The sequence below is a fragment of the Archangium violaceum Cb vi76 genome, from assembly GCF_000733295.1.
In the GTDB taxonomy this organism is placed as follows: Bacteria; Myxococcota; Myxococcia; order Myxococcales; family Myxococcaceae; genus Archangium; species Archangium violaceum.
Genome location: NZ_JPMI01000259.1, coordinates 14176 through 38523 on the forward strand (window position 1 = coordinate 14176; position 24348 = coordinate 38523).

Below are 24348 nucleotides of genomic sequence, written 5' to 3' on the forward strand. Positions count from 1 at the left end.
GTTGCAAATACATCGGTGTGGCGTTTAATTCATCCGCAACCGAGTTGCATGGGATGGGACATGAGAACAAGGACTCCCAAGACAGATTCCCGGCTGCCCGTCACCGTCCTCTCCGGCTTCTTGGGGGCGGGAAAGACGACCCTGCTCAACCACGTGCTCTCCAACCGGGAGGGGAGGAAGGTGGCCGTCATCGTCAATGACATGAGCGAGGTGAATATCGATGCCCGCCTGGTGAAGGGCGGAGGCGCGGCGCTCTCGCGCGTGGACGAGCGGCTGGTGGAGATGCAGAACGGGTGCATCTGCTGCACCCTGCGAGAGGATCTGCTGCTGGAGGTGGCCAGGCTCGCCCGGCAGAAACGCTTCGACTATCTGCTCATCGAGTCCACGGGCATCTCCGAGCCCATGCCCGTGGCCGAGACGTTCACCTTCGAGGAGGAGGGGGGCAAGAGCCTGTCCCAGGTGGCGCGCCTGGACACGATGGTGACGGTGGTGGACGCCAGGAGCTTCCTGGCGGACTGGCAGAGCGAGGAGGATCTGCGGGCCCGCCAGATGGGGCTGGGCGAGGAGGACGAGCGGACGGTGGCGGACCTGCTGGTCGAGCAGGTGGAGTTCGCCAATGTGCTGGTGGTGTCGAAGACCGACCTCATCTCCGAGGCGGAGGCGGTCCGGCTGGAGGCGCTGCTGCGCCACCTCAACCCGGAGGCCCGGATCGTCCGCGCCCGGCGGGGCCAGCTGCCGCTCGAGACCATCCTCGATACGCACCTCTTCGACATGGAGAAGGCGGCGCTGGCGCCAGGGTGGCTCAAGGAGCTGAGAGGCGAGCACGTCCCCGAGACCCAGGAGTATGGCATCAGCAGCTTCGTGTACCGCGCCCGGCGGCCCTTCCATCCGGGCCGGTTCTGGAACCTGCTCTACAAGGACGGGGCCGCCTGGGACAGCGTGCTGCGCTCCAAGGGCTTCTTCTGGCTCGCCACGCGCATGGACGACACCGGGCTGTGGTCCCACGCGGGCAGCTCGGCGAGCTGCGAGTATGCCGGCCCCTGGTACGCGGCGCTGCCCCGTGAGGACTGGGCCTCGGATCCAGACACGAAGGCGCAGGTGGAGCGCGAGTGGCAGGAGCCCTATGGTGACCGCCGCCAGGAGCTGGTCTTCATCGGCGCCGGGCTGGACGAGAAGGCCCTGCGCGCCAGGCTGGATGCCGCGCTCCTGACGGACCAGGAGTTCGCCAGGGGCCCCAAGGCATGGAGCCGCCTGCGAGATCCCTTCCCGGCCTGGCTCGACGTGACGGCCTCGGACAGCGCCGGGAGTTGAAGGCGTACGGCCCCGGAGCGCCCGGGCGCGCCGCGCGCGGGCCTCGAGCACCGCCTCCTGACCGTGGCCGGGCTCGCGGAGGACGATGAGAAGGAGAGAATGACCCTCATGACCCACGAGCAACCCGACGTTTGGGGGCGGCACGCCGCGAAGTACGCCCGGTTCGCTGCCCCGTTCACTGGATACATCGCGCAGTCGCTGTTCCTCTCGGTCGCGGGGCGGCTGCCGCGCGAAGCGCGCATCCTGGAGATCGCATGTGGGACGGGCGAGCTCGCGCGCGCCGCGCTCCTGCACTGTCTCGAGGAGCGGCGCACGACGGGCAGGTGTGGCGGCGTCGTGGCCACTGACTTCTCGCCTGGGATGGTGGCGCTCGCGAAGAAGACCCTCGATGCCCTGGACGCCCCCGACATCGCTCGAGCCGAGGTCCAGGACGGGCAGGCGCTCGGGTTCGATTCGGCGAGTTTCGACGCCGTATTCTCGGCGTTCGGCATCTTCCTCTTCCCGGATCGACACGCGGGCTGGCGCGAAGCGGCGCGCGTGCTGCGTCCGGGTGGGCTGTTGGCGACGGCGGTGTGGCGAGGACCGGAAGATAACGCCCTGGCGCGCCTCCAGATGGCGCCGGTGATGTCGGCCTTGCCGGAGCGGGTGCGCTCCGCTCTTCCGCGCCCGGGCTGGCTCGACATTGCCTCGGCGGAGGGGCTCGAGAAGGAGGTCCGCGCCGCGGGGTTCGTGGCCCCGGAGGTCTCGGTGTTCAACGCGGTCCTGACGGCACCAACGCCCCACGCCATGTGGGGCATGATGCGTGAAAACCCCGTCTCGAACTCGCTGTTGGCGGCGTGCTCCGACGAGGAGATTGCCGTCATCGAGCGGTCGGTGCTGTCGGCCTTCGAGGAACTCGCGGGAGGGACAGACCGGCCGGTGCGATTCGATGCCTCGTGTCACTTCCTCATCGCGCGCCGCGCGTGAGCCTGGGGTCGAGGCGGTCCCAGGAAGCGCTGCTCGCGTTCCTCCAGACGCGCTGGAAGGACGCCAGGGCCCGTGCGGCCCGCGGTGACGGCCCCGTAGTCCTGGAGACCGGGGCAGGCTCAGTGGTCGCGGGAGACCTCTTCGAGCAGGAGGCTCATGGGCGAGGGCATCGTCTCATTCGTTCAGCCAGTAGGCCTGGCCATCACGCAGGGCCCGTTCCAAGAAATCCGAGAAGGAGGTGGCGATCTGGTCACAATACTTCGGGTCCGGCCACGCCTCGTGCCAGCCGTCGATGACGGGATAGCGGCCATTCTCCTGCCGGGCCACATCCACCAACAGGTAGTTGCCATCCTGCACGTCGCAGATGGCCCACATCGAAGCAGGGCCGTGAGCGTCGTCATCGTTCTTCTTCCCGAAGATGGCGACCCGCGCCCGGACGATCTTCGACAGGGGGAGGATGCGGTAGGGGGCATCCGGCAGCCGCTTGAACAACTCCGCCCCGTTGCAGTGCAGGTAGAAGGCCCGGAGGTCAGGGTCCAGCCGCCAGCCCATCCGCTGCTCGAACTCTTCGATCTCCTCGGGTGTGGCGGGGGGATGGGGGAAGTGCGCACGGGAGATATCTTCGAGCAAGCTGCTCAGGGGCGTTGCCATCGTCAGTTGTCCGTGTAGGGCAGGTCGGGGCCCACTGTATTCCAGGGGGATTTTCCGTCGTAGCAAGCGGGGTATTGCTCGTTGAATACCTCGTGAACATCAGGCTCGGCGGGGATGACGTTGTTGGGGTCAACCGGATCCCCCCCGTGCTTGAGATCCCGGACGTGGTGCCCTGGCCAGGACACGTCACCTTTCTCCGGCCACGTTCCGAACTTCTCGCTCCAACCCCGCCGGAAGGACTCCCTCTTCCCCTCCCACTTCTTGCGAGCGGCGCGTGTGTCCTCCTTCGACAGTTCGGTGTAGTTGCAGCAGCAGTGGTAGATGCCGTAGCGGCTCCCGGCCTTGACGGGAACGGGGAGGATGACGAGGCTTCCCTCCCAATCGAACTTGAAGTCGGCCAGCCACATGCAGCCCTTGAGCTTGTAGCCCGAGCCGCACTCCGTCTGGCACTGGTTCATGAACTCCCGGCGGCACTGCCAGGGGCCATAGAAGAGGGTCGTCTTCATCCGTCCGCCCAGCACGTTCAACCAGGGCAGTTCCTTCTTCACGGCGGGCTTGGCCCCCGGTGAGGGTGAAGGACCAGAGCCTCCCGTTCCGGGGCCGTCCGTTCTCTGGGTTGTCGCGCATCCGGTGAGGAACACCAACAGCACCACTGCTCCGGCCAGCTTCATGGGAATCCCCGTGGTGATGGCCCCCGATGGGTAGCCAATCCAAGGGGATACCCAATGGGGCTGACAACTCCCGGGGCTCGCCGTTCATGGCGTGTAGAGCGACAGCAAAAGTTGGTACACGCGCGCGTGCTCGAGCACCTGGAGCGGCTGCGCCTGGGACACCTGGCCGAGCTGCTGGACGCGATGCTGGCGGAGGCGGCGCGAGGAGAGCCCACGTACCTGGACCTCCTCGACGCGCTGCTGCGCGAGGAGGTGGGGGCCAGGCACCGCAAGCGGGTGAGCATGGGAATCACCATCGCGCACTTCCCCACGGTGAAGACGCTGGAGGACTTCGACTTCAAGGCACAGCCCGCAGTGGACCAGAAGCTGGTGCGGGAACTGGCCAAGGCCGAGAGCGAAGGGGCGCTCAAGGACAAGCTCAACTACTTCGCCAGGCCGAAGTTGCTGGTGGTGGATGGGCTGGGCTACCTGCCCTTCGAGAAGCGCAGCGCCCGCCTCTTCTTCCAGTTGGTGGCGCGTCACTATGAGAAGGGAAGCATGCTAGTGACCACCAATCAGATGGTGGGCCAGTGAGGCGGTATCTTCGGAGATGACGTGCTGGCCGCGGCAATTCTCGACCGGCTGCTGCACCACAGCCACACGCTGCTCATCCGGGGCGACAGCTACCGGTGGAGGCAGAAGAGTAAGGCTGGGCTGATGGGCCGAGGCACGCTGCAGACCACCGACGCAGGTGTTGAATCCGAGCGATGAGCCTCGGAAGTCGCCTTCGCCCGCCCTCGCTTGAGAAGCAGCGAGGGCAGGCGAAGGCGGACGCAGGGCGCAGAACGACGTAGCATTTCGACGTAGGAAAACGGGCCCGGGGAGGGGGTCGGTTTTAGTGACGTAAGGGGGTCAAAAATTCCTGTCGCCTGACACCCCCTACCGCGCCTCACTCAGCCCGGAGGGGCAAGCGGGCTGCCCTCCACTGGAGAAATAGGCATTCGAGCGCCGCACGAAGTGGCCGCCATCGGTGGAGGTATTGGTCTGTCCCTCCACTCCGGCGCCGAAGACCATGCCGAACCCATGCGCGGCGGCGACCTGGTCCGGGTGGTCGAAGAAGTAATCCAGCCGGTTGTCGCGCCACCGCTCCCAGGTTCCGGGCAGGGACATGTTGCCCACGGGGAGCTGCCACCACAGGTGGGGCTTTCCGAGCCGCTCGGAGAGGGCCTTGGACCACGTGAAGGCCTGGCGGAAGCTGGGGTAGTTGAAGTTGCTCGGGTCCCACCAGCGGAGGGTGCCGGTGGTCACCTCGTACCACTGGGCATCGCGGTCGCTGGCCTCCACGGCGATGAAGTCCCCCTCGGCGGCGCCGCACAGGCTCAGGAAGTCGGCCACCTTCCGGGCCTCCACTGTCACATCGAGCAGCGGATTGGTGTTGAGGTGGGCATCGAGCTTCGTGGCCCACGCCGAGGCATGCAGGCCCACCTTGGCGTTGGGCGCGTACTTGCGAGCCATGGAGATGAGGCAGCGCCCCATGCCGGCCACCGAGTTCGGCAGATGTCCGCAGTCGGTGGGATTGGCCGAGGCGACGGCCGCGGGCAGCAGGCGGGGATCCAGGGCGAGGAACTGCGCATAGGCCCAGAAATCCGGCTCGAGGTGGAGCAGGGCGGTGGAGCTTCCAATCTGTTGCAGCACGAAACGCCAGTCATTGAAGTAGCGCCGCATGAGGGAGACATCCACCACCCGCAGCACCTCGGCGGTTCCATCCACGACACCGCTGGTGTGGAGGAGCTCGTAATAGGTGATCATCGGAATCTGCCTGCGGACGGCGGCGGCCTGGAGGAAGTCACGCAGGTACTGTCCCGGGGCCTGCTGATCCCACTGCCAGCAGCCCCACCAGGCGCAACCGCCGCTCGCGTTGGAGCAGGAGCGTGCCTGGGCGCTGCAACTCAGACACGAGCCGCAGGGCTCCGCCGAGTCGAACAGCCCTCCGGCGAGGTAGATGTAGCGGACGTCGAACGGCGCCTGCGCGGCGATGTCATCGCTCATCTTCCCCCCGACGAGCACGCGGCTCTTGCCAAGGGCGGTGAGCAGGGGCCTGGCGAGGCAGCTCGTGGCCTGGGCCGCATGCAGCGGCTCGGGAGCGGGCGCCTCGAGGGTGGCTTCTCCGTCCTGCTCGGGAGGCAGCGCGAGGCAGGCGGGCAGGGTCCACAGGCCGAGCAGTGACAGGATGAGCCAGCGAGAGCGGGACGGCATGGCGACCTCCGGTAAGGGGTGCCCACCACGCACTCCGGTGCGGCCCGAGTGTCGAACGGGATGCACGGGAGGGAGCCAATGCGAGTGAAGAAGTACGGCGGTTGAAGAAGGGCTCGGCGAGGGGGGCGCCTCGGGGTTGGGCAGTGAAGCTTCGTCCCCCAACGTGTTCGGGGAACCCACCCTCCAGGCCAGATGCCGCTTCGACTACTCCACGTCTCCGGACACGGGAGTGTCCACCCCATCCACAGTCGAGCCCGTCTCTCCGGGCAGTTCCGGCAGGGGCAAAACCTTCCACAAGTGTGGCTTGTCGTGCTGGGGCGGAATCATTCCGAGAGGCCATCCCTCGGTGGTGAGCTCCGCGTAGCGGTACACCCGGTCGCCGAGGCGGATGGGAGGGCCGCGCACGGGCAGGGCCACGCCCACGGCGGCGTGGGCGAGCGGGTCCGAGTAGAGGATGGCCGCGTCGATGCCCGCTTGCCTCAACAGCATCACCGCGAGCACGGCCTTGGAGTCACAGTCGCCCTCGTCCCGCGCGGCGACGAGCGCGGGTGGCAGGATGCCGAAGGGCTCGCCCTGGGGCTCCGTGTAGTGGATGCGCTGGACGAAGCTGATGATGAGCTCGGCGGCCTCCAGCGCATTCAACCGCCGCGCGCGGATGTGCTCGACGAAGCGGGTGCCCAGCGCGTGCACGGGCTCGGCGTTGCTGCGCATGAGCTCGGCGTAGATGCAGCGCATGTCCTGGTGGCACCCGGGCGGGGCCTGGTAGGTGAAGCGGGCGCGGCTCAGCGGGCGGAAGCGCAGCTTGCGTCCGTAGGCCCGGTGTTGATTCTCCAGCGAGCTCGCGAGCGACTCCCCGAGGCCGTAGCCCAACCGGTACTCAGGCGGGAGGAGCGATTCGGCGCGCCACTCATAGGTGCGGGCCTGGCTCAGCGGGGTGGAGTCGGGCACGAGCGCCATGCCGAGGTGGGTGCCCCGGGTACCGGGAAGCTCGGGAGGCTCGGCCGTGCCCGGGGCGGGGGAGTGGGAGCCGACTCCGCGCATGAAGAACCAGCGCAGCCCGAGGAAGCTGCAGCTCGAGGTGAGCAGGAGGAGGAGGAAGAGCTGGAGGAGCGTCTTCCACGGGCTGGACGGCGGGTCGGCCACGGAGGGTCAGGAGGGAGACTGGAAGGTGGAGGGGGGAAGGTCGGGGAAGGGGATGAGGCCGTTGAGGGTGGCCTGGAGGCCCGGCGCGGTGAGCCAGGCGAGCACGAGGAGGATGGCGGCCAGGACGAGCGCGAGCGCCACGTTGCCGCGGCGCACCTCGGCGAGCTCGTCGACGCCGGGGGTGATTCTGTCGAAGAGGAGCACGCCGAGGGCGAGCACGCCGGTGCCCACCAGGAGGGCGACGCCCACGTGCGTGAGGGCGAAGAAGAGGAGCCGTCCCAGGGCCGAGGGCTCGACGGAGGAGCCGCGGAAGGTGAGGTCCACGGCGTCGAAGGTGGCGCTGACGGCGTTGTGCACCAACACCCCGAGGGCGAGCAGGCTGGCGGCGTGGACGATTCCGGCGGCGGCATTGCCCTGGCTCAGGTCCACGGTGGGATCCGTGCCGAGCAGCCGGTTGAGGCCGCGGAAGGCGAGCCAGATGCCGAGCGCGGCGACCAGCCCACCGAAGACCACCTTGGACAATCCGACGGCGACGAGGAGCAGGTTCATGGGAGCGGATTCACTCTAGGAGGAAGCCCGCGGGGACGGAACCCTTCAACGCTCCCTCTCCCTCTGGGAGAGGACCGGGGTGAGGGTCTGTTCGGCCGCCCACCCCGGTCCCCGGTGCCTCACTTCGTCTCGCGCAGGATGAGCAGGCCGCGGGAGGTATCGACGACGTAGAGCAGCCCCGCGTTGACGGGGGTGACGTCCGGCACCTTGGGGACGCGGATGCCGATGGCGCCTTCGTAGAAGCCCAGGCCGCGCAGCCGGTCCTCGGAGCGGAAGTTGTTGTAGTAGGCGATCTCCCGAGGCTGGGTGGGGTTGGCGACATCGAGGACGCGGACACCCTCGTGGTAGTAGGCGATGTAGAGCCGCTTGCGGGCCTCATCGAGGATCATGTTGTGGATGGAGGCCTCCTCGCGCAGCCGGTAGCGGGAGAGCAGCTTCACCTGGGTGGGGTCGGTCACATCGAGCACGCGCAGGTGGGCGCCCCAGGTCTCCCCGCCCTCGAAGGCGATGAGCCGATCCACGTAGGTGCCCACGGCGCCCGCGTGGCTGCGGGCGTAGCTCTGCATCGGGGTGCCATCGGGGTTGATGCCATAGCGGTAGGCGCCGAGTGGCACGGGCCCCTGCTCCTCACTCAGCACGGAGACGTCGCTGATCTGCATGCCGTAGGACCAGTAGTAGCTGTACATCCGGCCCTGGTAGACGAAGGCATCGTGCACGTAGGCGTACGGGTAGGACTCGGAGCCGGGCGGCACGTAGCGGCCGAGCAGCCGGGGCGCGCGCGGGTCGGAGATGTCATAGATGCGCGTCGGAGCGCCCATGGCGTAGAGGTGGTTGCCCTCGACGAAGACGGTGTGGGCGTCCTCGTCCTCCTGGACCTGCACGGGGGTGAGGACGGGGTTGGCGGGGTTGGAGATGTCGAAGGTGATGACGCCATGCTTGCCGCTGGCCACGTACAGGGCGTCTCCCTTGGCCCAGACGCCGTTCCAGTAACCGTTCTCGGCGGAGATCTGATTGACGATCCGCGGGTTCGCGGGGTCGCTCACGTCGAAGACCGTCAGGCCGCCCCAGCCCAGGTAGGCGTTCTCGAGGGACACGACATACGCGTGGCTCTTCGTCACGTAGACGTCCACCGGCATGCCGAACGTGTAGTCCGGGTCATACGGGTAGACGACGGGCGACTCGGAGACGAGCGTGAGCCCGTTGGCCTCGCTCTCGCCGCGCGCGGGCACGATGCGGGCGGTCTTGAAGGTGCCCACCTCCAGGGCCTGCCCGTCGCGGCACGTGACGTAGCACCCGGTGACGTGGTTGGCATCCTGCGCCGAGCAGCCGGCATAGCTCCACGTGAAGCTGCTCGTGCCGCCGTCCGCGAGCCTGCTCGTGGTGAACCGCGACACGAACCAGGTGTCATTCGTGAACTGCTTGGTGAGGCTCATGGTGGGGCTGAGCGTGGCCCAGCTGTTGAAGGTCTGGACGCCGCCGTCATTGCGCAGCGAGTGGCTCTGGACGGAGTAGCGCACGCCACCGTCGCTCAGATCGGCGCGGAGGTGGGTGGTGAAGGTGCCTTCCTGGCCGGCGCCGCCGAGCGTGGTGCGCGGACACCCGGACAGGTCGAAGCTGGGGAGCGCCCCGCACTGCGTGCCCGTGGAGCCCTGGATGAAGTGGCAGTTGGCGTAGGGGCCGTTGTCCTCGAAGTCCCCCGTGTCGACGACGCCCGCGTCGGTTCCGGCGTCCGTTCCGGCGTCTGTTCCAGCATCCGTTCCAGCGTCCAGCCCGGCATCACTGCCGTCACAAGAGGTGCCCTTGCACTGGGGGTCCGGACATCCGGTGGCGAAGGCCAACGGGAGAAACAGCAGGACGGCGAGACGGATGCGCTGCATTGCGAGCTCCACGGAACGGCGGGGAAGGAGCGCGCAGCATAGCGGATGCGGTGGAGCGGCCGTCCGGGCCTCGGCGCCGCTCAGGGCTTCGCGTCGCGCAGCCGCCAGACGGAGAAGGTGTGCACGCGGCGCCCCTGGAAGTCGGCGGGCAGCTCCACCGGGCCCTCCACCGAGGTGAAGCGCGCGGTCAGCTCCTCGGGGGGCGGTTTGTCCTCGGTGAGCCACAGCGCGTCCTGGCCGGGCGCCACCACGGGCCTGGGCCAGAGGTCATACTGGCTGTAGCGGGCACCTCCCGCGGTGCTCGTGGGAAGCCGGGTGTACCAGGCCACCTCGGAGGCGAGCTGATAGCTGGGGGAGTACACGCCGGCCACGTCCTCGCGCTCGAGCCCGGGGAAGAGCCGCGAGGGCTCGGCGAGCTGGGACAGCACGGACCAGCCGTGGGTGCGGGCCAGGGGAACGTCGCGCTCGAAGCGCAGCAGGGGGAAGAGCAGGTGCGAGCCCACCGCGAGCACCCCGGCGACGTTGACGAGGGCCGCGGCGCGGAACCACCCGGGGCGCATGCCGGCGAGCCCCACGCACGCGGAGAGGTACGCGGCGGCGGGCCAGTTCGCCTCGCCCCGGGTGCGGATGGACGCGTAGCCGAAGAGGAGCAGGGGAGCGGCCGCCGCCGCGCGCAGGAGGAACTGCTCCCTCGGGCCGCGGAGGACGTACACCACCGTCAACGGGAACAGCACGGGGCCGCCGAGCGCGAGCTGGCCGGCGAGGAACTCTCCGAAGGTGCGCCAGCCTCCGGTGCCACCGAGGCCGTGCTTGAGCTGGAAGGCGAAGCCCACCCATTCATGCCGCGCGTTCCACAGCACGACGGGCAGGAAGAGCAGCACCCCGAGGAGCGCGGTGAGCCACGCTCCGGCGGGCAGACGGCGCGCGCGCACGCAGGCGGCGACGAAGGCCGCGGCGAGCAGGACGCCCGGGTACTTGGACAGCAGGGCCAGCCCACAGGCGAGCCCCGCCAGTACCCACCGCTCGCGGTACAGCGCCCACAGCGCGAGCACCCAGCAGAGCAGCAGGGGCGTGTCGGGGGTGCTCCAGACTCCGGCGAGCATGCCTGCGGGCACCACGCTCCACAGCGCGGCCGCGCGCCAGGCGGCCTCCCGGTTTCCGTACACGTCCCGGGCGAGCCCCCACACGGCGGCCACCGTGCCCGCGCCGCACAGCAGGGCCGTGAGCCGGATGCCGAGCGCGGCGATGAGCCAGGCCACCAGGGGCGGGTGATCGTAGTAGCCCCAGTCGAGGTGCTGGGCCCACTGCCAGTAGTAGGCCTCGTCGAAGTAGATGTCCGTGCCGAGGGCGAGCGCGAGCCGCACCCCGGCGCTCACCGCCAGCACCACGAGGCTGAGCGTCACGGGGGAGGGGGCGCGGGTGGGGAGGGGCTCGGCCACGACCCAGGACAAAGCGCAACCCGGGGCATTTGCCCAGCCCCTTTTCCACCCGTCCCTGAACACTCGGAAGGGTGCCGGGGAACACGCACGCTCCGAGGAGCTTGCCCGCGCCGGGTGTGCCCCTTATCAAAGTGCGCCCTTCCCCTTCGTCAGGAGCATTCCGTGGCCCAGACTCCGCCTTCCGGTGCGAACAACCGCCTCGCGCGAGAGCCATCGCCCTACCTGCGCCAGCATGCGTCGAATCCGGTGGATTGGTACCCGTGGGGGGACGAGGCCTTCGCGCGGGCCCGGGCGGAGAACAAGCCCATCCTGCTGTCGGTGGGCTACTCGGCCTGCCACTGGTGCCACGTCATGGCGCACGAGTCCTTCGAGGACCCCACCATCGCCGGGTTGATGAACGAGTGGTTCATCAACGTGAAGGTGGACCGCGAGGAGCGGCCGGACGTGGATCAGATCTACCAGGGCGTGGTGCAACTGATGGGGCAGGGCGGTGGGTGGCCGCTGACGGTGTTCCTGACGCCGGACCTGCTGCCCTTCTACGGGGGGACGTACTTCCCGCCGGGGGACAAGTACGGGAGGCCGGGCTTCCCGAGGGTGCTGGAGGCGCTGCACGACGCGTGGACGGCGAAGCGCGAGGAAGTGCTGCGGCAGTCGGAGGAGTTCCGCGAGGGCCTGGGCGAGCTGGCCGGCTACGGTCTGGACGCGGTGGCGGGGGCGCTGAAGGGGGAGGACATCGTGGCCATGGGCGAGTCCATGCTGCGCCGGGTGGACGGAGTGAACGGAGGCTTCGGTGGAGCGCCCAAGTTCCCCAACCCGATGAACGTGGCGCTGCTGCTCCGGGCCTGGCGGCGCGACAGTGGCAACGAGGCGCTGAAGAAGGCGGTGCTGCTGACGCTGGAGCGGATGGCGCTGGGCGGCATCTACGACCAGTTGGGGGGCGGGTTCCACCGCTACTCGGTGGACGAGCGGTGGACGGTGCCGCACTTCGAGAAGATGCTGTACGACAACGCGCAGCTGCTGCACCTGTACACGGAGGCGTACCAGGTGGAGCCGAGGCCGCTGTGGCGCAAGGTGGTGGAGGAGACGGCGGAGTACGTGCGGCGCGAGATGACGGACGCGCGCGGCGGCTTCTACGCCACGCAGGACGCGGACAGCGAGGGCGAGGAAGGGAAGTTCTTCGTCTGGAAGCCCGAGCAGGTGAGGGAGGTGCTGGCGCCGGAGCTGGCCGAGCTGGCGCTGCGCCACTTCCGCCTCACCCCGGGCGGCAACTTCGAGCACGGGGCCACGGTGCTGGAGGCGGTGGTGCCCGTGGCGACGCTGGCCACGGACTTCCAGCTTCCGGTGGAGGAGGTGGAAGCGCGGCTCGGAGAGGCCCGGCGGAAGCTCTTCGAGGCGCGGGAGCAGCGGGTGAAGCCGGGGCGCGACGACAAGATCCTCGCGGGGTGGAACGGGCTGATGATCCGGGGCCTGGCCTTCGCGGGACGTGTCTTCGGGCGGGCGGACTGGGTGGGCCTGGCGCGGCGGTCGGCGGACTTCCTGCTGGGGGAGCTGTGGGACGGGCAGCGCTTGCTGCGCTCGTACCAGGAGGGACAGGCGCGCATCCCGGGGTTCCTCGAGGATTACGGTGACCTGGCCTCGGGACTGACGGCGCTGTACCAGGCGACCTTCGAGCCGAAGTACCTGGAGGCGGCGGAGGCGCTGGTGAAGGCAGCGGAAGCGCGCTTCTGGGATGCGGAGAAGCGGGCGTACCTGACGGCGCCGAAGGACCAGCAGGACCTGGTGGTGGCGACCTATGCGACGTTCGACAACGCGTTCCCCTCGGGGGCCTCGACGCTGACGGAGGCGCAGGTGGCGCTGGCGGCGCTGACGGGGAACAAGCAGTACCTGGAGCTGGCCGAGCGCTACGTCTCGCGCATGCGGGACCAATTGCGGCAGAACCCGATGGGGTACGGGCACCTGGGGCTGGCCGCGGACGCGCTGGCGGAGGGAGCGCCGAGTGTCACCTTCTCCGGGAGCCGGGAGCTGGTGGAGCCGCTGCTGTCGGTGACCCGGGCGGCCTACGCTCCGACCTTCGCCTTCGCGTGGAAGGAGCCGGGAGCGCCGGTACCACCGTCGATGCGGGAGACCTTCGAGGGCCGCGAGCCGGTGGGCGGCCAGGGCGCCGCTTACCTCTGCCGCCACTTCGCTTGCGAGCCACCCATGAAGGAGCCGGGCGAGTTCGCGAGACAACTGACCCTGGTTCCGGCGGGAGCCTGATTCCAGGGGACCTCACGGGCGGAGCCCATGGTCTTGTGTGACCATGAACGTCCGCTCCTACCCGGAACGAGCGGCTGTTTCCGCTCGCTCCGGGCTCGACATCCGTGGCTTAGAAGAGCTGGATGCGGTTGTTCTGGGTGAAGCCGCCCGTGCGTAGGCTGCTCACCTCAGCCGCGCCGAGGTAGCTGGCGCCGGCCGGGCAAGCGCCCACGCCTCCGATAGCGCGAACCTCGGTGGACGCGGTGCCGCCGCGCGGGTGCACGATGATGCCGTTGAAGGTGACCGAGGTGCCACGATCATCCGGATCGAACGGCCGCTCCGCCTTGAACCCCAGCGTCAGCGTGAGCCCGTCGGAGGAGACCTCCGCGGTGACGGACTCCGACACACCGTTGCTGAGGGAGCCCGCAGGCGTCGGATAAATGGCGCCCGTGACACCGTCGCTGTCCGGATAGGCGATGCCCGCCGTGGCGGTCTGGCAATCCGCCGTGCCCGGGACGATCTCCATCGGACGGTTGAAGGTGATGATCAGCTTGCCGTCCGCGCCCAGCAACTTGGTGCCGTCGTCCACGTTGGAGCGCACCGCGTAGAGCAGGGTGTCGGTCGAGCCGATGGCGCCCATCGCCATGCGCTGCTCGGCCTGGCTCACGCCGGCCACGAAGTTGCCCTGTCCCGACAGGGTCAACCCGTCCATGGACTGCGCCATCACCGCCTCGCAGCGGTAGCTCGCGCCATTGACGAGCGACGAGCCCGGGATGGACGCCACGCCGTCCGCGTTGGTCGTGGCGGTGACGGTGGTGGTCCCGGTGGTGACCGGAGCCAGGAAGTTGCCCGACACCTGCAGCGAGTTGTCGGTCGTCGGCGTGTACTGGCAGAAGACCTGGGCGTTGGGCACCGGGTTGTTGTTGAAGCTCACGTTGAACCGGTAGTCCACCGAGAAGCCCTTGGGGAACAGCCGGATGTTGCCCACCTTCTGCGCGTGCTCCTGATCCAGGTCGAGCAGCGCGTAGGTGTACTCACCCACGAAGCGCTCGTAGCCCGGGGCCTGCGCGAAGATGGGGATCGTCATCCCCTCCGGGATGTTGTCGATCTGGAAGCAACCGTCCGCCTCGATGGCGTTCTTGTCGTTCAGATCACCACGGCCGCACGGCTTGGCCCGACGGAACTCGCCGTCGATGATCGCGTACACCTGGCTCGTGCTGTCGCCGTCGTCGCCCAGGTTGCCCTTGGCGCCGTTCTCCTTGAAGAAGTTCAACCGCTGACCGGTCTGGCCGTCCACGATGAATCCCACGAGCCGGCCACTGTTGGCCTCGTACTCACAGCCCGCGAGGGCGAGAAGCGAGACCGCCAGGAACTTCTGCGTCAACTTGTACATGAAACCCCCGTCTTGATTGCCACAAAGGCAGGGGCTGCATAGTCGACTCACCAACGTGTTGCCAAGAGGGGGGGGGGCCTGATCCACCCCTATCTCACCTCGACGACCTTGAGCGTCCCAATGAGCGGGGTGATTTCCGCGTTTCCTTCCTGGCCCACCCCGAAGTGGGTGGCATCCGCGACCATCTGGTTGAAGGTGGGGTCCATCTGGGTCCACTCGCCCACGAAGGCCTCCACCCACTCGTGCCAGTAGAGGGCCGGGACTCCGTCCTGGTTCACCATGTAGATGACGCCGTCCACGCGCCGGGAGGGAATGCCCGAGGCGCGCAGCAGGGACACCGTCAGCAGCGAGTGCTCGGTGCAGTCCCCCTTGCGTTGACGCAGCACGTCAGTGGCCCGGTCCGCGCTCGACCCGTAGTCCTTCTTCAGGTGGGTGGCCACCCAGCCGACGATCTTCTTCGCCGCCGTGTAGGCGTCCTTCTCATCCGCCACCAGTTGCGAGGCCAGCTCGCGGATCTGCGCGCTGTCGCTCTCGACGATGATGGAGCTCTTGAGGTTGTCGCCGCCGTCGGGGTCCTCGAGCGGCCTCGGGGCGAGCTTCTTCGGCTCAGGCGGCCGTGCCGACATCGTCACCAGCACGCGCCCGTCCGGCTGCGCCTGGTACTTCTGCCGGTAGGTGTCGCGCTGGAACTTCTCCGGCAGGTTCTCCATCACCAGCTTCACCTGTCCGGGGATGGCCTGGGCCTCGGGAGGCAGCGGCCTGGGCAGCACGACGCGCGTGAGGCCGAACACCTCCACCATGTCCAGCCGCTTCGCCACCTCCTCGGGCTCGGCGCGGGCCTTCATCGTCTGGCCGTACTCCAGCTCCAGCAGCCGGCCGTCCTCGGCCACATACGCCGTGACGGGCACCTTCTCCTTCTCCGACACGCTGACGGCCTTGCCCACCTTCACCTTGACGCCGCTGATGAGCCGCTCCTCCGCCGGGTGCACCGTGGTGCTCACCGGGTGGGTGCCAAGGTCCGTCCCATCCAGCGCGTTGCCGCTCACGTTCGCCTGGCGAAGGATCGCCACGCGCACTTGATCGGCGTCCTCCACCACCTCCGGGGTGGGCGGCAGGTTCACCGTCTCGTCCGGCATGCCCGGGCGCTTGCGCACCACGCTCATTCCGCCGGGCGTCACCGTGCCCACCAGCGTCTGGTTGCCGCCATCTCCCCGCTGCTCGATGGTGAAGGCCACCAGCTTGCCGCCGGGACGCGACTCGTAGATGCGCTCCTCCCGGTGGATGCGCTCGGAGAGCCGGGCGCCCACCTGCGCCTTGAAGTGCAGCTCGTTGATGCTGCGCACCCGGTCGCTCCGGCCTGGGACGGGGGCCAGGTCGTTGAAGACGTAGCCCACCTTCTTGTCCACCAGGTACAGCCCCAGGTACTCGCCGCCCTGGGGACGGGGAGCCTTGAGCACGTCGGACACCGTGGCCGGAGCCTGCGCCTGCTGAGCCTGCTGCTCCTGAGCCGGCTGGGTCCGGGCCTGGACCGGGGCCGCCTGGGGCGGGGACTCCTGCTTCTTGCACTGCACGAGCGCCAGGCTCAGCAGCGCGGCGCCCACGGGAAGGAGGACTCTTCTGGGAAGACGCATCGCTCGCTGTGCTCCGGCGCGGGGTGGGCCTGGATCGTCAGACCCGCTTGGTGAGGATGATGAGGTCGTCGCCAACCTTGTAGAAGTCGCGGATGCGCGCCTCCTCCGTGTACTTCATGGAGGCGTAGAAGCCGCGGGTGGGGCCATAGGCCTCGGTGGCGCTCGTCTCCACGCGGATGATGCGGGCCTGGATGCGGCGCAGGTCCGCTTCCATGCCGGAGATCAACGAGGCGCCCACGCCCTGTCCCCGCACCGCCGGGTCCGAGGCGATCCAGTACAGGTCATACGTCCCCTCCGTCATCGGCGTGGGGCCGTAGCAGATGTACCCCACCAGCGTGCCGTCGCGGTCCGCGACGAGAATCTTGTAGTCGGGGTTGTTCGGCTCAAGCGCGAGATCGACGAGCTCGATCGCGACTCCCACCTCTTCCTGCGAGAACGTTTCGATTCGACGGATCAGGGAGGCGAGCGGCTCCCGGTCCTTTCCTTCGAGCGGTCGGATGTCCATGGGCATGGGCTCTCTCTAGCGCGATCTCGACCAGCCGGGTGGCCAGGGCGGGGTAGTCGATGCCGGCCGCGCGAGCGGCCTTGGCGAATCCCGCCTCGGGGTGGAGGTCGCAGTTGGGGTTGATGTCGATGACGTAGGGCACACCCTCCGGAGTCACCCGGAGGTCCACGCGGCCGTAGTCCTGGCACTCGAGGGCGGCGAAGGCATCCAGCGCCGTCTGCACCAGGCGGGCCTCCAGCGCGGCGTCCTCCAGCAGGCAGGGCGCGGTGGGCGTGTGCTGGTACTCGGGCGACTCGGACTCCCACTTGGCCGCGTAGGTGACGATGTTGGGCCGGTCCTCGAAGAGCTTGCCGAAGCGGATCTCCGTCAGCGGCAGCGCCCGGCGCGGGTGGTTGCCCAGCAGCGGCACGTAGATTTCGCGCCCGGGGATGAACTGCTCCACGAGGGCGGGCTGTTGGAAGGTGCGCAGCACGGCCTCCACGGCGCGGCCCAGCGCGGCCCGGTCGTGCACCACCGAGTCGCTGGTAATCCCCACGCTGGCGTCCTCGCGCGCGGGCTTGACGATCAGCGGGAAGGGCAGCTGCACCGCGGCCACGTCCTCGAGCCGGTCCACCCGGGCGAACCCCGGCGTGGACACGCCGCGCGCCTTGAGCAGCTCCTTGGCCTTGTCCTTGTGCAGCGCCAGGCCCAGCGAGAGCGCCGGCGAGCCGGTGTAGGGCAGCCCCAGCATGTCCAGCAGGCAGGGGATGACCATCTCGCCCCGGGCGTCCGCGGCCACGGACTCGCAGAGGTTGATGACCAGGTCTGGCTGCGTCCGGGCGAGCACGTCCACGAACTCCAGCCCGGCACCCTCGACGGCGAGCGGCTCGGCGTGGGTGTCCCCGCGGGAGAGGGCGTCCGCCAGGGAGGAGGCCACGCGGGTCACGTCTTCTCGCGCCTCCCGACCCGGGTCGTCCTCCAACAGCTCATGGTCTCGGTTGTACAGGATGGCGATATGCATGCGTGGTGCGTGTGCGGCGGCCAGGGTTAGCACGTCCCCCCGGGGGATGACAGTTCACAGATGGCCCGTTTGGCTGGCCGCCGAGCTGGTCCCGGAAGTATGAGAGGAGAACCATGCGGATTCGCGACCCCATCCACGGCACCATCGACGTGAGTGACGAGGAGAAGGCCGTCATCGACAGCCGTTACTACCAGCGGCTGCGTCACGTCCGGCAGTTGGGCTTCGGCGACCTGGCCTTCCCGGGCGCCACCCACACCCGGCACGCCCACTCGCTGGGCGCGATGCACGTCGCCTCCCGAGTCTTCCAGGCCGTCACCGCCCGCTCCAGTCTCCCCGCGGACGTCCGGGCCCGCTTCAGTGCCGCGGTGCGTCTGGCCGTGCTCTGTCACGACCTGGGCCACATGCCGCTCTCCCACGCCTCGGAGCGCATCGCCCCGGCGCGGGCCACCCTGCGGCTGCCTCCCTGGTTGGATGCCGTGGCGGAGGGCGAGCAGGCCACCCACGAGGACTTCACCGCCAAACTGCTGCTCGACAGCTCGCTCACCCCCATCATCGAGCAGCGTTACGCGGCGCTGGGCATCACCCCCGCGGCGGCGGTGGGCCTCATCACCGGGGCCCGGGCACCGCAGGATCCAGGCTTCTCGCACGCGGGCGTTGACTGGACGCCGCTGCTGCGCGCCATCGTGTCCGGCGAGCTGGACGCGGACCGCATGGACTACCTGGTGCGCGACTCCTTCTATACGGGAGTCAACTATGGCCGGTACGACATGGACTGGCTCATTTCGAACCTGAATCCGGCGGTGAAGGATGGGCGCGTCTACCTGGCGCTGAGCCGGGCGGCGGCGTTCGCCTTCGAGGACTTCCTCCTCAGCCGCTACCACATGTTCGTCTCCGTCTACTACCACCACACCTCGGTGAACTTCGACTACATGCTGCGGCGCTATTACGAGGAGGCGCCCGGCGAGTTCGAGATTCCCTCGGACCCGGAGGCCTTCCTCGCCTGCGACGACGTGGCGCTCTGGTACACGCTGCGGCGCTCGAAGAACCGGTGGGCCGAGCGCATCTCCACGCGCCGGGGCTTCAAGCTGCTGGCGCAGTTCACCGAGCGGGACGTGGGGTACGATCTCGAGGTGCTGCGCAGCGCCCTGGTGACGGGCGGCTTCGAGCACTTCACGGTGGAGTCCAAGGGCGTCCTCTCCAAGTACTTCTCGGAGGGCTCGGGCCCGAGCCTCTTCATCGCGGACATGTCCACCGGCCGGCTGACGGAGGTGGCCCGCTACACGCCTCTCTACCAGCGCTACAGCGGCGCGGTGCGGCTGTCGCGGCTGTACGTGCGGCCGGATCAAATCGAGGACGCGCGCAACATGATGGCGCGGTTGTTGGGACAGGCGGTCCAATCATGAGCGAGGCGTTTCCCGGGATGCCGCCGCCGCCCCCCGTGGCGGCGACGAGGCCCGCGTCGGTGGTGGTGCCCTACCGCGGGACTCCGGAGGGCGTGGAGGTCTTCTGGGTGCGGCGCGAGAAGGCGCTCGCCTTCGCCGGGGGCTTCTACGCCTTCCCGGGCGGCAAGGTGGACAAGACGGACGCGCTGGTGCCGGTGCGCGGGGCCTCGGGGCAGGACGCGGCGCTGCGGGTGGCGGCGGCGCGCGAGCTGCTCGAGGAGGCCGGGGTGCTCGTGGCCGAGGGCGCCCGGCGGCTGAGCGCGGAAGAGGTGCGGGAGGCCCGCCGCGCGCTGTTGGAGAAGCGGAGCACGTGGTCGGAGTTGCTCCAGCGGTACGGTCTGGTGCTCCGGGCGGAGGACTTCCCGGACGCGGGGCGGTGGGTGACGCCGGAGTTCGCCCCGGTGCGCTTCGACACCTTCTTCTACCTGGTGGAGGCGCCGGAGTACGCCCAGGCGGAATGCTGGCCCGGGGAGCTGTCGGAGGCCGCGTGGGTGAAGCCGGCCGAGGCCCTGGCGCGCTGGGAGCAGGGCACCGCGCTGCTGCATCCGCCCGCCCTGCACGTGCTGCGGGTGATGGCGGACTTCGACACGCCGGAGCGGGCCCTGGCGCGCCTGAGAGCTCAGCCGGACTGCCCGGAGTTCATCGCCCAGCGCATCGAGTTCCACCAGGGCGTGCGGGTGTTCCCGCTGCGCACGGCCACGCTTCCTCCCGCCACGCACACCAACGCGTACGTGCTGGGCAATGGCGAGCTGCTCATCGTGGACCCGGGCGCGGACGACGAGGCCGAGGTGGAGCGGCTGTTGAAGCTGGTGGACGCGCTGGTGGCGGAGGGGCACCGCGTCCAGGCGGTGGTCCTCACGCACCACCATGGGGACCACGTGGGCGGCGTGCGCGCGGTGACGGAGCGGTTGAAGGTGCCGCTGTGGTGTCACGCGCGGACGGCGGACCGGGTGGACGTCCCGGCGGCCCGCCTGCTGGAGGACGGCGAGGTGTTGGAGCTCGCGGGCAGCCCGCCCCAGCGCTGGCGCGTGCTGTACACGCCGGGGCACGCCCGGGGCCACCTGTGCCTGGTGGACGAGCGGACGCACGCGGCCGTGGTGGGCGACATGGTGGCCAGCGTGGGCTCCATCGTCATCGACCCGCCCGAGGGGGACATGGCCGAGTACCTGAAGCAGCTCGCCCGCCTGCGGGACTGGCCGGTGACGACGTTGCACCCCTCGCACGGCTCGGCCGTTCCCGATGGGCCGGGCAAGCTCCAGGAGTACCTGGACCACCGCGCGGCGCGCGAGGCCCGCATCGTGGAGGCCGTGCCCGCCGAAGGTGTCTCGCTCGAGCAGGTGGTCGAGCGGGCGTACTCGGACACACCCCCGTTCCTACACCCGGTGGCGGAGCGGAGCGCACTCGCGGTGCTGCTGAAACTCCAGGGCGAGGGGAGGGTCCGGGAGTCCGCCGGCCTCTACTTCCGCACGTGAGCCCTCCTCGGGGGGCTCGTTTGATTCAGCCGCTTTTTTGCCATCAAAATGAAGCCGCGGGGCCCGGTGGGGGCCTCGTGCGGTCGACACGAAGTGCCATCAGGGGGCACCTGCTTGGAAACGCGTCGTAGTGAGACGACGGTCGAGGAGTTGCTCGAGGTGATCGCCCGGATGGCGGCGAACGAGCCCAATGTCCGGTGCCGGGTGGGAGAGGGGCCGCTGGCGCCGCTGGCCACGGCGCTCAACACCCTGTCCGGTGAGCTCGATTCACGCCGCATCCGGTCGGATGAGACGTTCGGCCCGGAGGTGCTGGTCTCGCAGTCGCCGGTCGCGATGATGGCGTGCGACGCCGACGAGCGCATCCGGTACATGAACTACACCTTCCCGGGCCTGACGCTCTCCGAAGTGGTGGGCAGGAAGAACAGTGAGTTCACCCCACCGGAAGACGTCGAGATGGTGCGGGGTCACGTCCGGCACGTGCTCACGACGGGTGAGCCCGTCTTCTATGAGCACCGGCCCAACATCGGCTTCGGCCCCGAGTGGTTCGGCGTGCATGTGGGGCCCATCCGGTCGGGGGGCGAGGTCGTCGGCTTCACCATGAGCCTCACGGACATCTCGGAGCTCAAGCGGACCCAGTTCCGCCTGGAGCAGTCCAACCGGGAGCTGGAGAGCTTCGCGTCCGTGGCCTCGCACGATCTGCAGGAGCCGCTGCGGAAGATCCAGACCTTCGGCGAGCGCCTGAAGACGACGTGCGGCGCGGCCCTGAGCCCCGAGGGGCGCGACTACCTCGAGCGGATGAGCAACGCCGCGGGCCGCATGCGCAGGCTGATCGATGATCTGCTCTCCTTCTCGCGCATCTCCTCCAGGGCCCCCACCTTCGTCCGCGTGGACCTCGGGCGCGTGGCCCGGGAGGTGTCGGGGGATCTCGAGACGGCCATCGAGCAGTCGGGGGCGTCCGTCACCATCGGCGAGCTGCCCACGCTCGAGGCCGAGCCGATGCAGATGCGCCAGCTCCTCCAGAACCTCGTGAGCAACGCCCTCAAGTTCCGCCAGGAAGGCCTGGCGCCGTCCATCTCCATCTCGGCCACGGTGGATGCGGACGCGGGGCAGTGCGAGCTCCGGGTGGCGGACAACGGCATCGGCTTCGACGAGAAGTATCTCGATCGCATCTTCAATGTCTTCCAGCGGCTCCACGGGCGGGGCAAGTACGAGGGAACGGGGATTGGTCTGGCCATCTGCCGGAAGATCGTCGAGAGACACGGCGGCTGCATTGGCGCGCGGAGCACTCCCGGCCAGGGGGCCACCTTCCTCGTCACCCTGCCACTCAAGCCCCCTCAACCCAGGTAGAGAGGACCCATGCCACACCGAAAGCTCGTCACGATCCTGATGGCGGATGACGACATGGACGATCGCGAGTTCGCCCGCACGGCCATGCAGGAGAGCCGGCTCATGAACGAGCTGCGGTTCGTCGAAGATGGGGAGGAGCTGCTCGACTACCTCTACCGGCGCGGCGCCTATTCGGACCCCAAGAATGCTCCCCGGCCGGGGTTGATCCTCCTGGACCTGAACATGCCCCGCAAGGACGGCCGCGAGGCGCTGCGGGAGATCAAATCCGACCCCACGCTCCGGCAGATCCCCGTGGTTGTCTTGACTACATCCAAGGCCGAGGAGGACATCCTCCGCAGCTATGATCTCGGGGCCAATTGTTTCATTTCCAAACCCGTGACGTTCGATGGGCTGGTCGAGGTCGTAAAGGTTCTCGACAAGCACTGGTTCCAGATCGTCGAACTGCCACGCCCCGCTGGTCCCCATGAAACCTGATGCAGAACAGCCCTTCATCCGCATCCTGCTGGTCGAGGATGACGAGGATGATTTCGTCCTGACCCGCGATGCCCTGCGCACCATCAGCCAGGGGCGCATGGTGCTCGAGTGGGTGGACAACGGCGCGCAGGCGCTCGCGGAGCTCCAGACCGGACGCCATGACGTGTGCCTGCTCGACTACCGGCTGGATGCCAGCACGGGACTGGAGTTGCTCGCGAAGATGCGGCAGCAGGGGTGGCTCGGTCCGGTCATTCTGCTGACGGGGATGAGTGACGAGGCCCTCGACGAGCAGGCGCTGAAGGCCGGTGCCGCCGATTTCCTCGACAAGTCGCAGCTGTCGCCCACGCTCCTGGCGCGCTCCATCCGCTATGCGCTGCAGAACGCGCGCACGCTGGAGGCGCTGCGCCGCTCCCAGGCGAGCTTCCGCGCCCTCATCGAGCGGCTGCCCGATGGCATCGGCGTGACGCAGGACGAGCGGCTCGTCTACGCGAACCCCGCGCTCGTCTCCCTGATTGGCATGTCGTCCGCGGATGAGCTGCTGGGCGGCTCCCGGGCCGAGCTGGAGGGGCTGTTCATCCACGCCGAGTCGCGTGCGTTGCTCCCCCGGGATGACCAGGCGGGGATGGAGACGAAGGGGCCCCCGCCTCCCATGGAGATCCGCATGGTGCGCAAGAATGGGACTCCGGTCTTCGTGGAGCTCGCCCATGCGCCCAGCGTGTTCGACGGCCATCCGTGCATCGTCTGGCTCGTGAGGGATTTGACGGATCGCAGGCAGATGGAGGCCCGCCTGGTGCGCGCCGACCGCATGGCCTCGCTCGGGACGCTCGCCGCGGGCATCGCCCATGAGATCAACAACCCGCTCGCCTTCACGGTGGCCAACCTCAGCCACCTGGAGTCGGACATGCTCCCCCGGCTGAAGCTGCCCACGGGCGAGCAGGAGGAGATGCGCAAGCTGGTCTCCGACGCGCAGCTCGGCGCCACCCGGGTGCGGGACATCGTCCGGCAGTTGAAGATGTTCTCGCGCGCGGACGAGCAGGTCCGGCCCGAGCCCGTGGAGGTGAACCGCGTGCTCGAGAGCGCCATCAGCATGGCCTCCAATGAAATCAAGCACCGCGCCCGGCTGGTGCGGGACTTCACGGACCAGCTCGTGGCCGTGGCGCACGAGGGCCGGCTCGGGCAGGTGATGGTGAACCTGCTCGTCAACGCGGCCCAGGCCATCCCCGAGGGGAACGCGGAGCTCAATGAGATCCGCGTCCTCACGCGGACCCATTCCGAGGGCCTGGCCATCGAGGTGAGGGATACGGGCTCGGGAATCTCCCCGGAGAACCTGGAGCGGTTGTTCGAGCCGTTCTTCACGACCAAGCCCGTGGGCGTGGGAACGGGGCTCGGCCTGCCCATCTGTCAGGACATCGTCACCAGCTTCGGTGGACGGATGGAGGTGGAGAGCGAGGTCGGCAAGGGGAGCACCTTCCGCGTCATCCTCCGTGCAGCCAACGTCGTGCGCCCGAGCGAGATGCCGAAGGAGGCCGTGGTGCCGGTGGCGTCCCGGCGTGGCCGCATCCTGGTGGTGGACGACGAGCCGATGATCGGCATGGCCATCCGCCGGACGCTGCAGCGGGAGCACGAGGTCATCGCGCTGACGAGCGCGCGGGAGGCCCAGGCGCGGCTCACCAGTGGGGAGCGCTTCGACCTCATCCTGTGCGACCTGATGATGCCGGAGATGACTGGGATGGAGCTGCACCAGGCGGTCGCGAGCCACTCGCCCGGGCTGGCCGGGAGGATGGTGTTCCTCACCGGAGGTGCCTTCACGGCCAATGCCCGCGACTTCCTGAACCAGGTGCCCAACCACCGCGTGGAGAAGCCCTTCTCCACCCAGGAGCTGCGCGGGCTGGTGCAGTCACTGCTGGCCGCGGCGTCGTGACTCCCTCTCCCTCTGGGAGAGGGCGGGGGGTGAGGGTCGTCACCTGGTCCGCAGCGGGAAGACCCTCACCCTGACCCTCTCCCAGA

General features: G+C 68.8%; 19 protein-coding genes and 1 pseudogene. 9 read left to right on the plus strand and 11 right to left on the minus strand.

The genetic code is table 11. The features are described 5' to 3' along the window. Positions 1-60 precede the first annotated feature (60 nt). Together zigA and Q664_RS53115 are read left to right on the plus strand one after the other, a co-directional pair. Positions 61-1311, plus strand: a complete 1251-nt coding sequence (gene zigA / locus Q664_RS35645) for a zinc metallochaperone GTPase ZigA (protein ID WP_043406223.1) — start codon at positions 61-63, stop codon at positions 1309-1311. A gap of 63 nt (positions 1312-1374) precedes the next feature. Further along, positions 1375-2277 (plus strand): class I SAM-dependent methyltransferase, encoded by a 903-nt coding sequence (locus tag Q664_RS53115; protein WP_052519075.1) that lies wholly within the window; start codon positions 1375-1377, stop codon positions 2275-2277. A gap of 174 nt (positions 2278-2451) precedes the next feature. Here Q664_RS53115 and Q664_RS35655 read toward each other — a convergent pair whose 3' ends face one another. Then, positions 2452-2928: an SMI1/KNR4 family protein gene (locus tag Q664_RS35655; protein WP_043406226.1), complete on the minus strand. Its 477-nt coding sequence runs from the start codon at positions 2926-2928 to the stop codon at positions 2452-2454. Between the two features lie 2 nt (positions 2929-2930). After that, positions 2931-3476, minus strand: a complete 546-nt coding sequence (locus Q664_RS35660) for a hypothetical protein (RefSeq protein WP_235217004.1) — start codon at positions 3474-3476, stop codon at positions 2931-2933. Between the two features lie 249 nt (positions 3477-3725). Between Q664_RS35660 and Q664_RS55465 the strand changes: the two are divergent. Continuing rightward, positions 3726-4349, plus strand: a pseudogene (locus Q664_RS55465) (ATP-binding protein). A gap of 168 nt (positions 4350-4517) precedes the next feature. Here Q664_RS55465 and Q664_RS35670 read toward each other — a convergent pair. The 5 genes from Q664_RS35670 to Q664_RS35690 form a co-directional block, all read right to left on the minus strand. After that, a complete protein-coding gene (locus Q664_RS35670) occupies positions 4518-5834 on the minus strand; it encodes a hypothetical protein (protein WP_052519076.1) in 1317 nt (438 codons plus the stop codon). 204 nt (positions 5835-6038) lie between these two features. Beyond that, positions 6039-6977, minus strand: a complete 939-nt coding sequence (locus tag Q664_RS35675) for a transglutaminase domain-containing protein (RefSeq protein ID WP_063934816.1) — start codon at positions 6975-6977, stop codon at positions 6039-6041. 6 nt (positions 6978-6983) lie between these two features. Beyond that, positions 6984-7526 (minus strand): DUF350 domain-containing protein, encoded by a 543-nt coding sequence (locus Q664_RS35680; protein WP_043406233.1) that lies wholly within the window; start codon positions 7524-7526, stop codon positions 6984-6986. A 119-nt stretch (positions 7527-7645) separates the two neighbouring features. Then, positions 7646-9403, minus strand: coding sequence for an LVIVD repeat-containing protein (locus Q664_RS35685; RefSeq protein WP_043406236.1), 1758 nt, complete (start codon positions 9401-9403; stop codon positions 7646-7648). Positions 9404-9483: 80 nt separating this feature from the next. Next, positions 9484-10842 (minus strand): ArnT family glycosyltransferase, encoded by a 1359-nt coding sequence (locus Q664_RS35690; RefSeq protein WP_235217005.1) that lies wholly within the window; start codon positions 10840-10842, stop codon positions 9484-9486. 162 nt (positions 10843-11004) lie between these two features. On the opposite strand from Q664_RS35690, the gene Q664_RS62370 reads away from it, so the two are divergent. Continuing rightward, positions 11005-13098 carry a thioredoxin domain-containing protein gene (locus Q664_RS62370; protein ID WP_043406239.1) on the plus strand — a complete coding sequence of 698 codons (2094 nt, stop codon included), beginning with the start codon at positions 11005-11007 and terminating at the stop codon, positions 13096-13098. 109 nt (positions 13099-13207) lie between these two features. Here Q664_RS62370 and Q664_RS35700 read toward each other — a convergent pair whose 3' ends face one another. The 4 genes from Q664_RS35700 to Q664_RS35715 all read right to left on the minus strand — a co-directional run bounded on the left by Q664_RS35700 (position 13208) and on the right by Q664_RS35715 (position 17606). Then, positions 13208-14470: a hypothetical protein gene (locus tag Q664_RS35700; protein ID WP_043406242.1), complete on the minus strand. Its 1263-nt coding sequence runs from the start codon at positions 14468-14470 to the stop codon at positions 13208-13210. A gap of 89 nt (positions 14471-14559) precedes the next feature. Continuing rightward, on the minus strand, positions 14560-16101 hold the full coding sequence (locus Q664_RS35705) for a transglutaminase-like domain-containing protein (RefSeq protein ID WP_084610571.1): 1542 nt from the start codon (positions 16099-16101) through the stop codon (positions 14560-14562). Between the two features lie 37 nt (positions 16102-16138). Beyond that, positions 16139-16522: a GNAT family N-acetyltransferase gene (locus tag Q664_RS35710; protein WP_052519077.1), complete on the minus strand. Its 384-nt coding sequence runs from the start codon at positions 16520-16522 to the stop codon at positions 16139-16141. Next, positions 16485-17606 (minus strand): D-alanine--D-alanine ligase family protein, encoded by a 1122-nt coding sequence (locus Q664_RS35715; protein WP_043406244.1) that lies wholly within the window; start codon positions 17604-17606, stop codon positions 16485-16487. Before Q664_RS35715 ends, Q664_RS35710 begins: the two co-directional genes overlap by 38 nt. A 113-nt stretch (positions 17607-17719) precedes the next feature. Between Q664_RS35715 and Q664_RS35720 the strand changes: the two genes are divergently transcribed. The 5 genes from Q664_RS35720 to Q664_RS35740 all read left to right on the plus strand — a co-directional run bounded on the left by Q664_RS35720 (position 17720) and on the right by Q664_RS35740 (position 24262). Beyond that, positions 17720-19009, plus strand: coding sequence for an HD domain-containing protein (locus Q664_RS35720; protein ID WP_043406247.1), 1290 nt, complete (start codon positions 17720-17722; stop codon positions 19007-19009). Beyond that, positions 19006-20520, plus strand: coding sequence for an MBL fold metallo-hydrolase (locus Q664_RS35725; RefSeq protein WP_043406250.1), 1515 nt, complete (start codon positions 19006-19008; stop codon positions 20518-20520). The genes Q664_RS35720 and Q664_RS35725 overlap by 4 nt, the downstream gene beginning before the upstream one ends. Positions 20521-20634: 114 nt before the next feature. Then, positions 20635-21867: an ATP-binding protein gene (locus Q664_RS35730; RefSeq protein ID WP_235217006.1), complete on the plus strand. Its 1233-nt coding sequence runs from the start codon at positions 20635-20637 to the stop codon at positions 21865-21867. Positions 21868-21876: 9 nt separating this feature from the next. Continuing rightward, positions 21877-22341, plus strand: a complete 465-nt coding sequence (locus Q664_RS35735; RefSeq protein WP_043406257.1) for a response regulator — start codon at positions 21877-21879, stop codon at positions 22339-22341. Next, the gene (locus tag Q664_RS35740) at positions 22331-24262 is read left to right on the plus strand and encodes a response regulator (protein WP_043406260.1); all 1932 of its coding nucleotides are present in this window, start codon (positions 22331-22333) and stop codon (positions 24260-24262) included. The genes Q664_RS35735 and Q664_RS35740 overlap by 11 nt, the downstream gene beginning before the upstream one ends. Positions 24263-24348 lie beyond the last annotated feature (86 nt).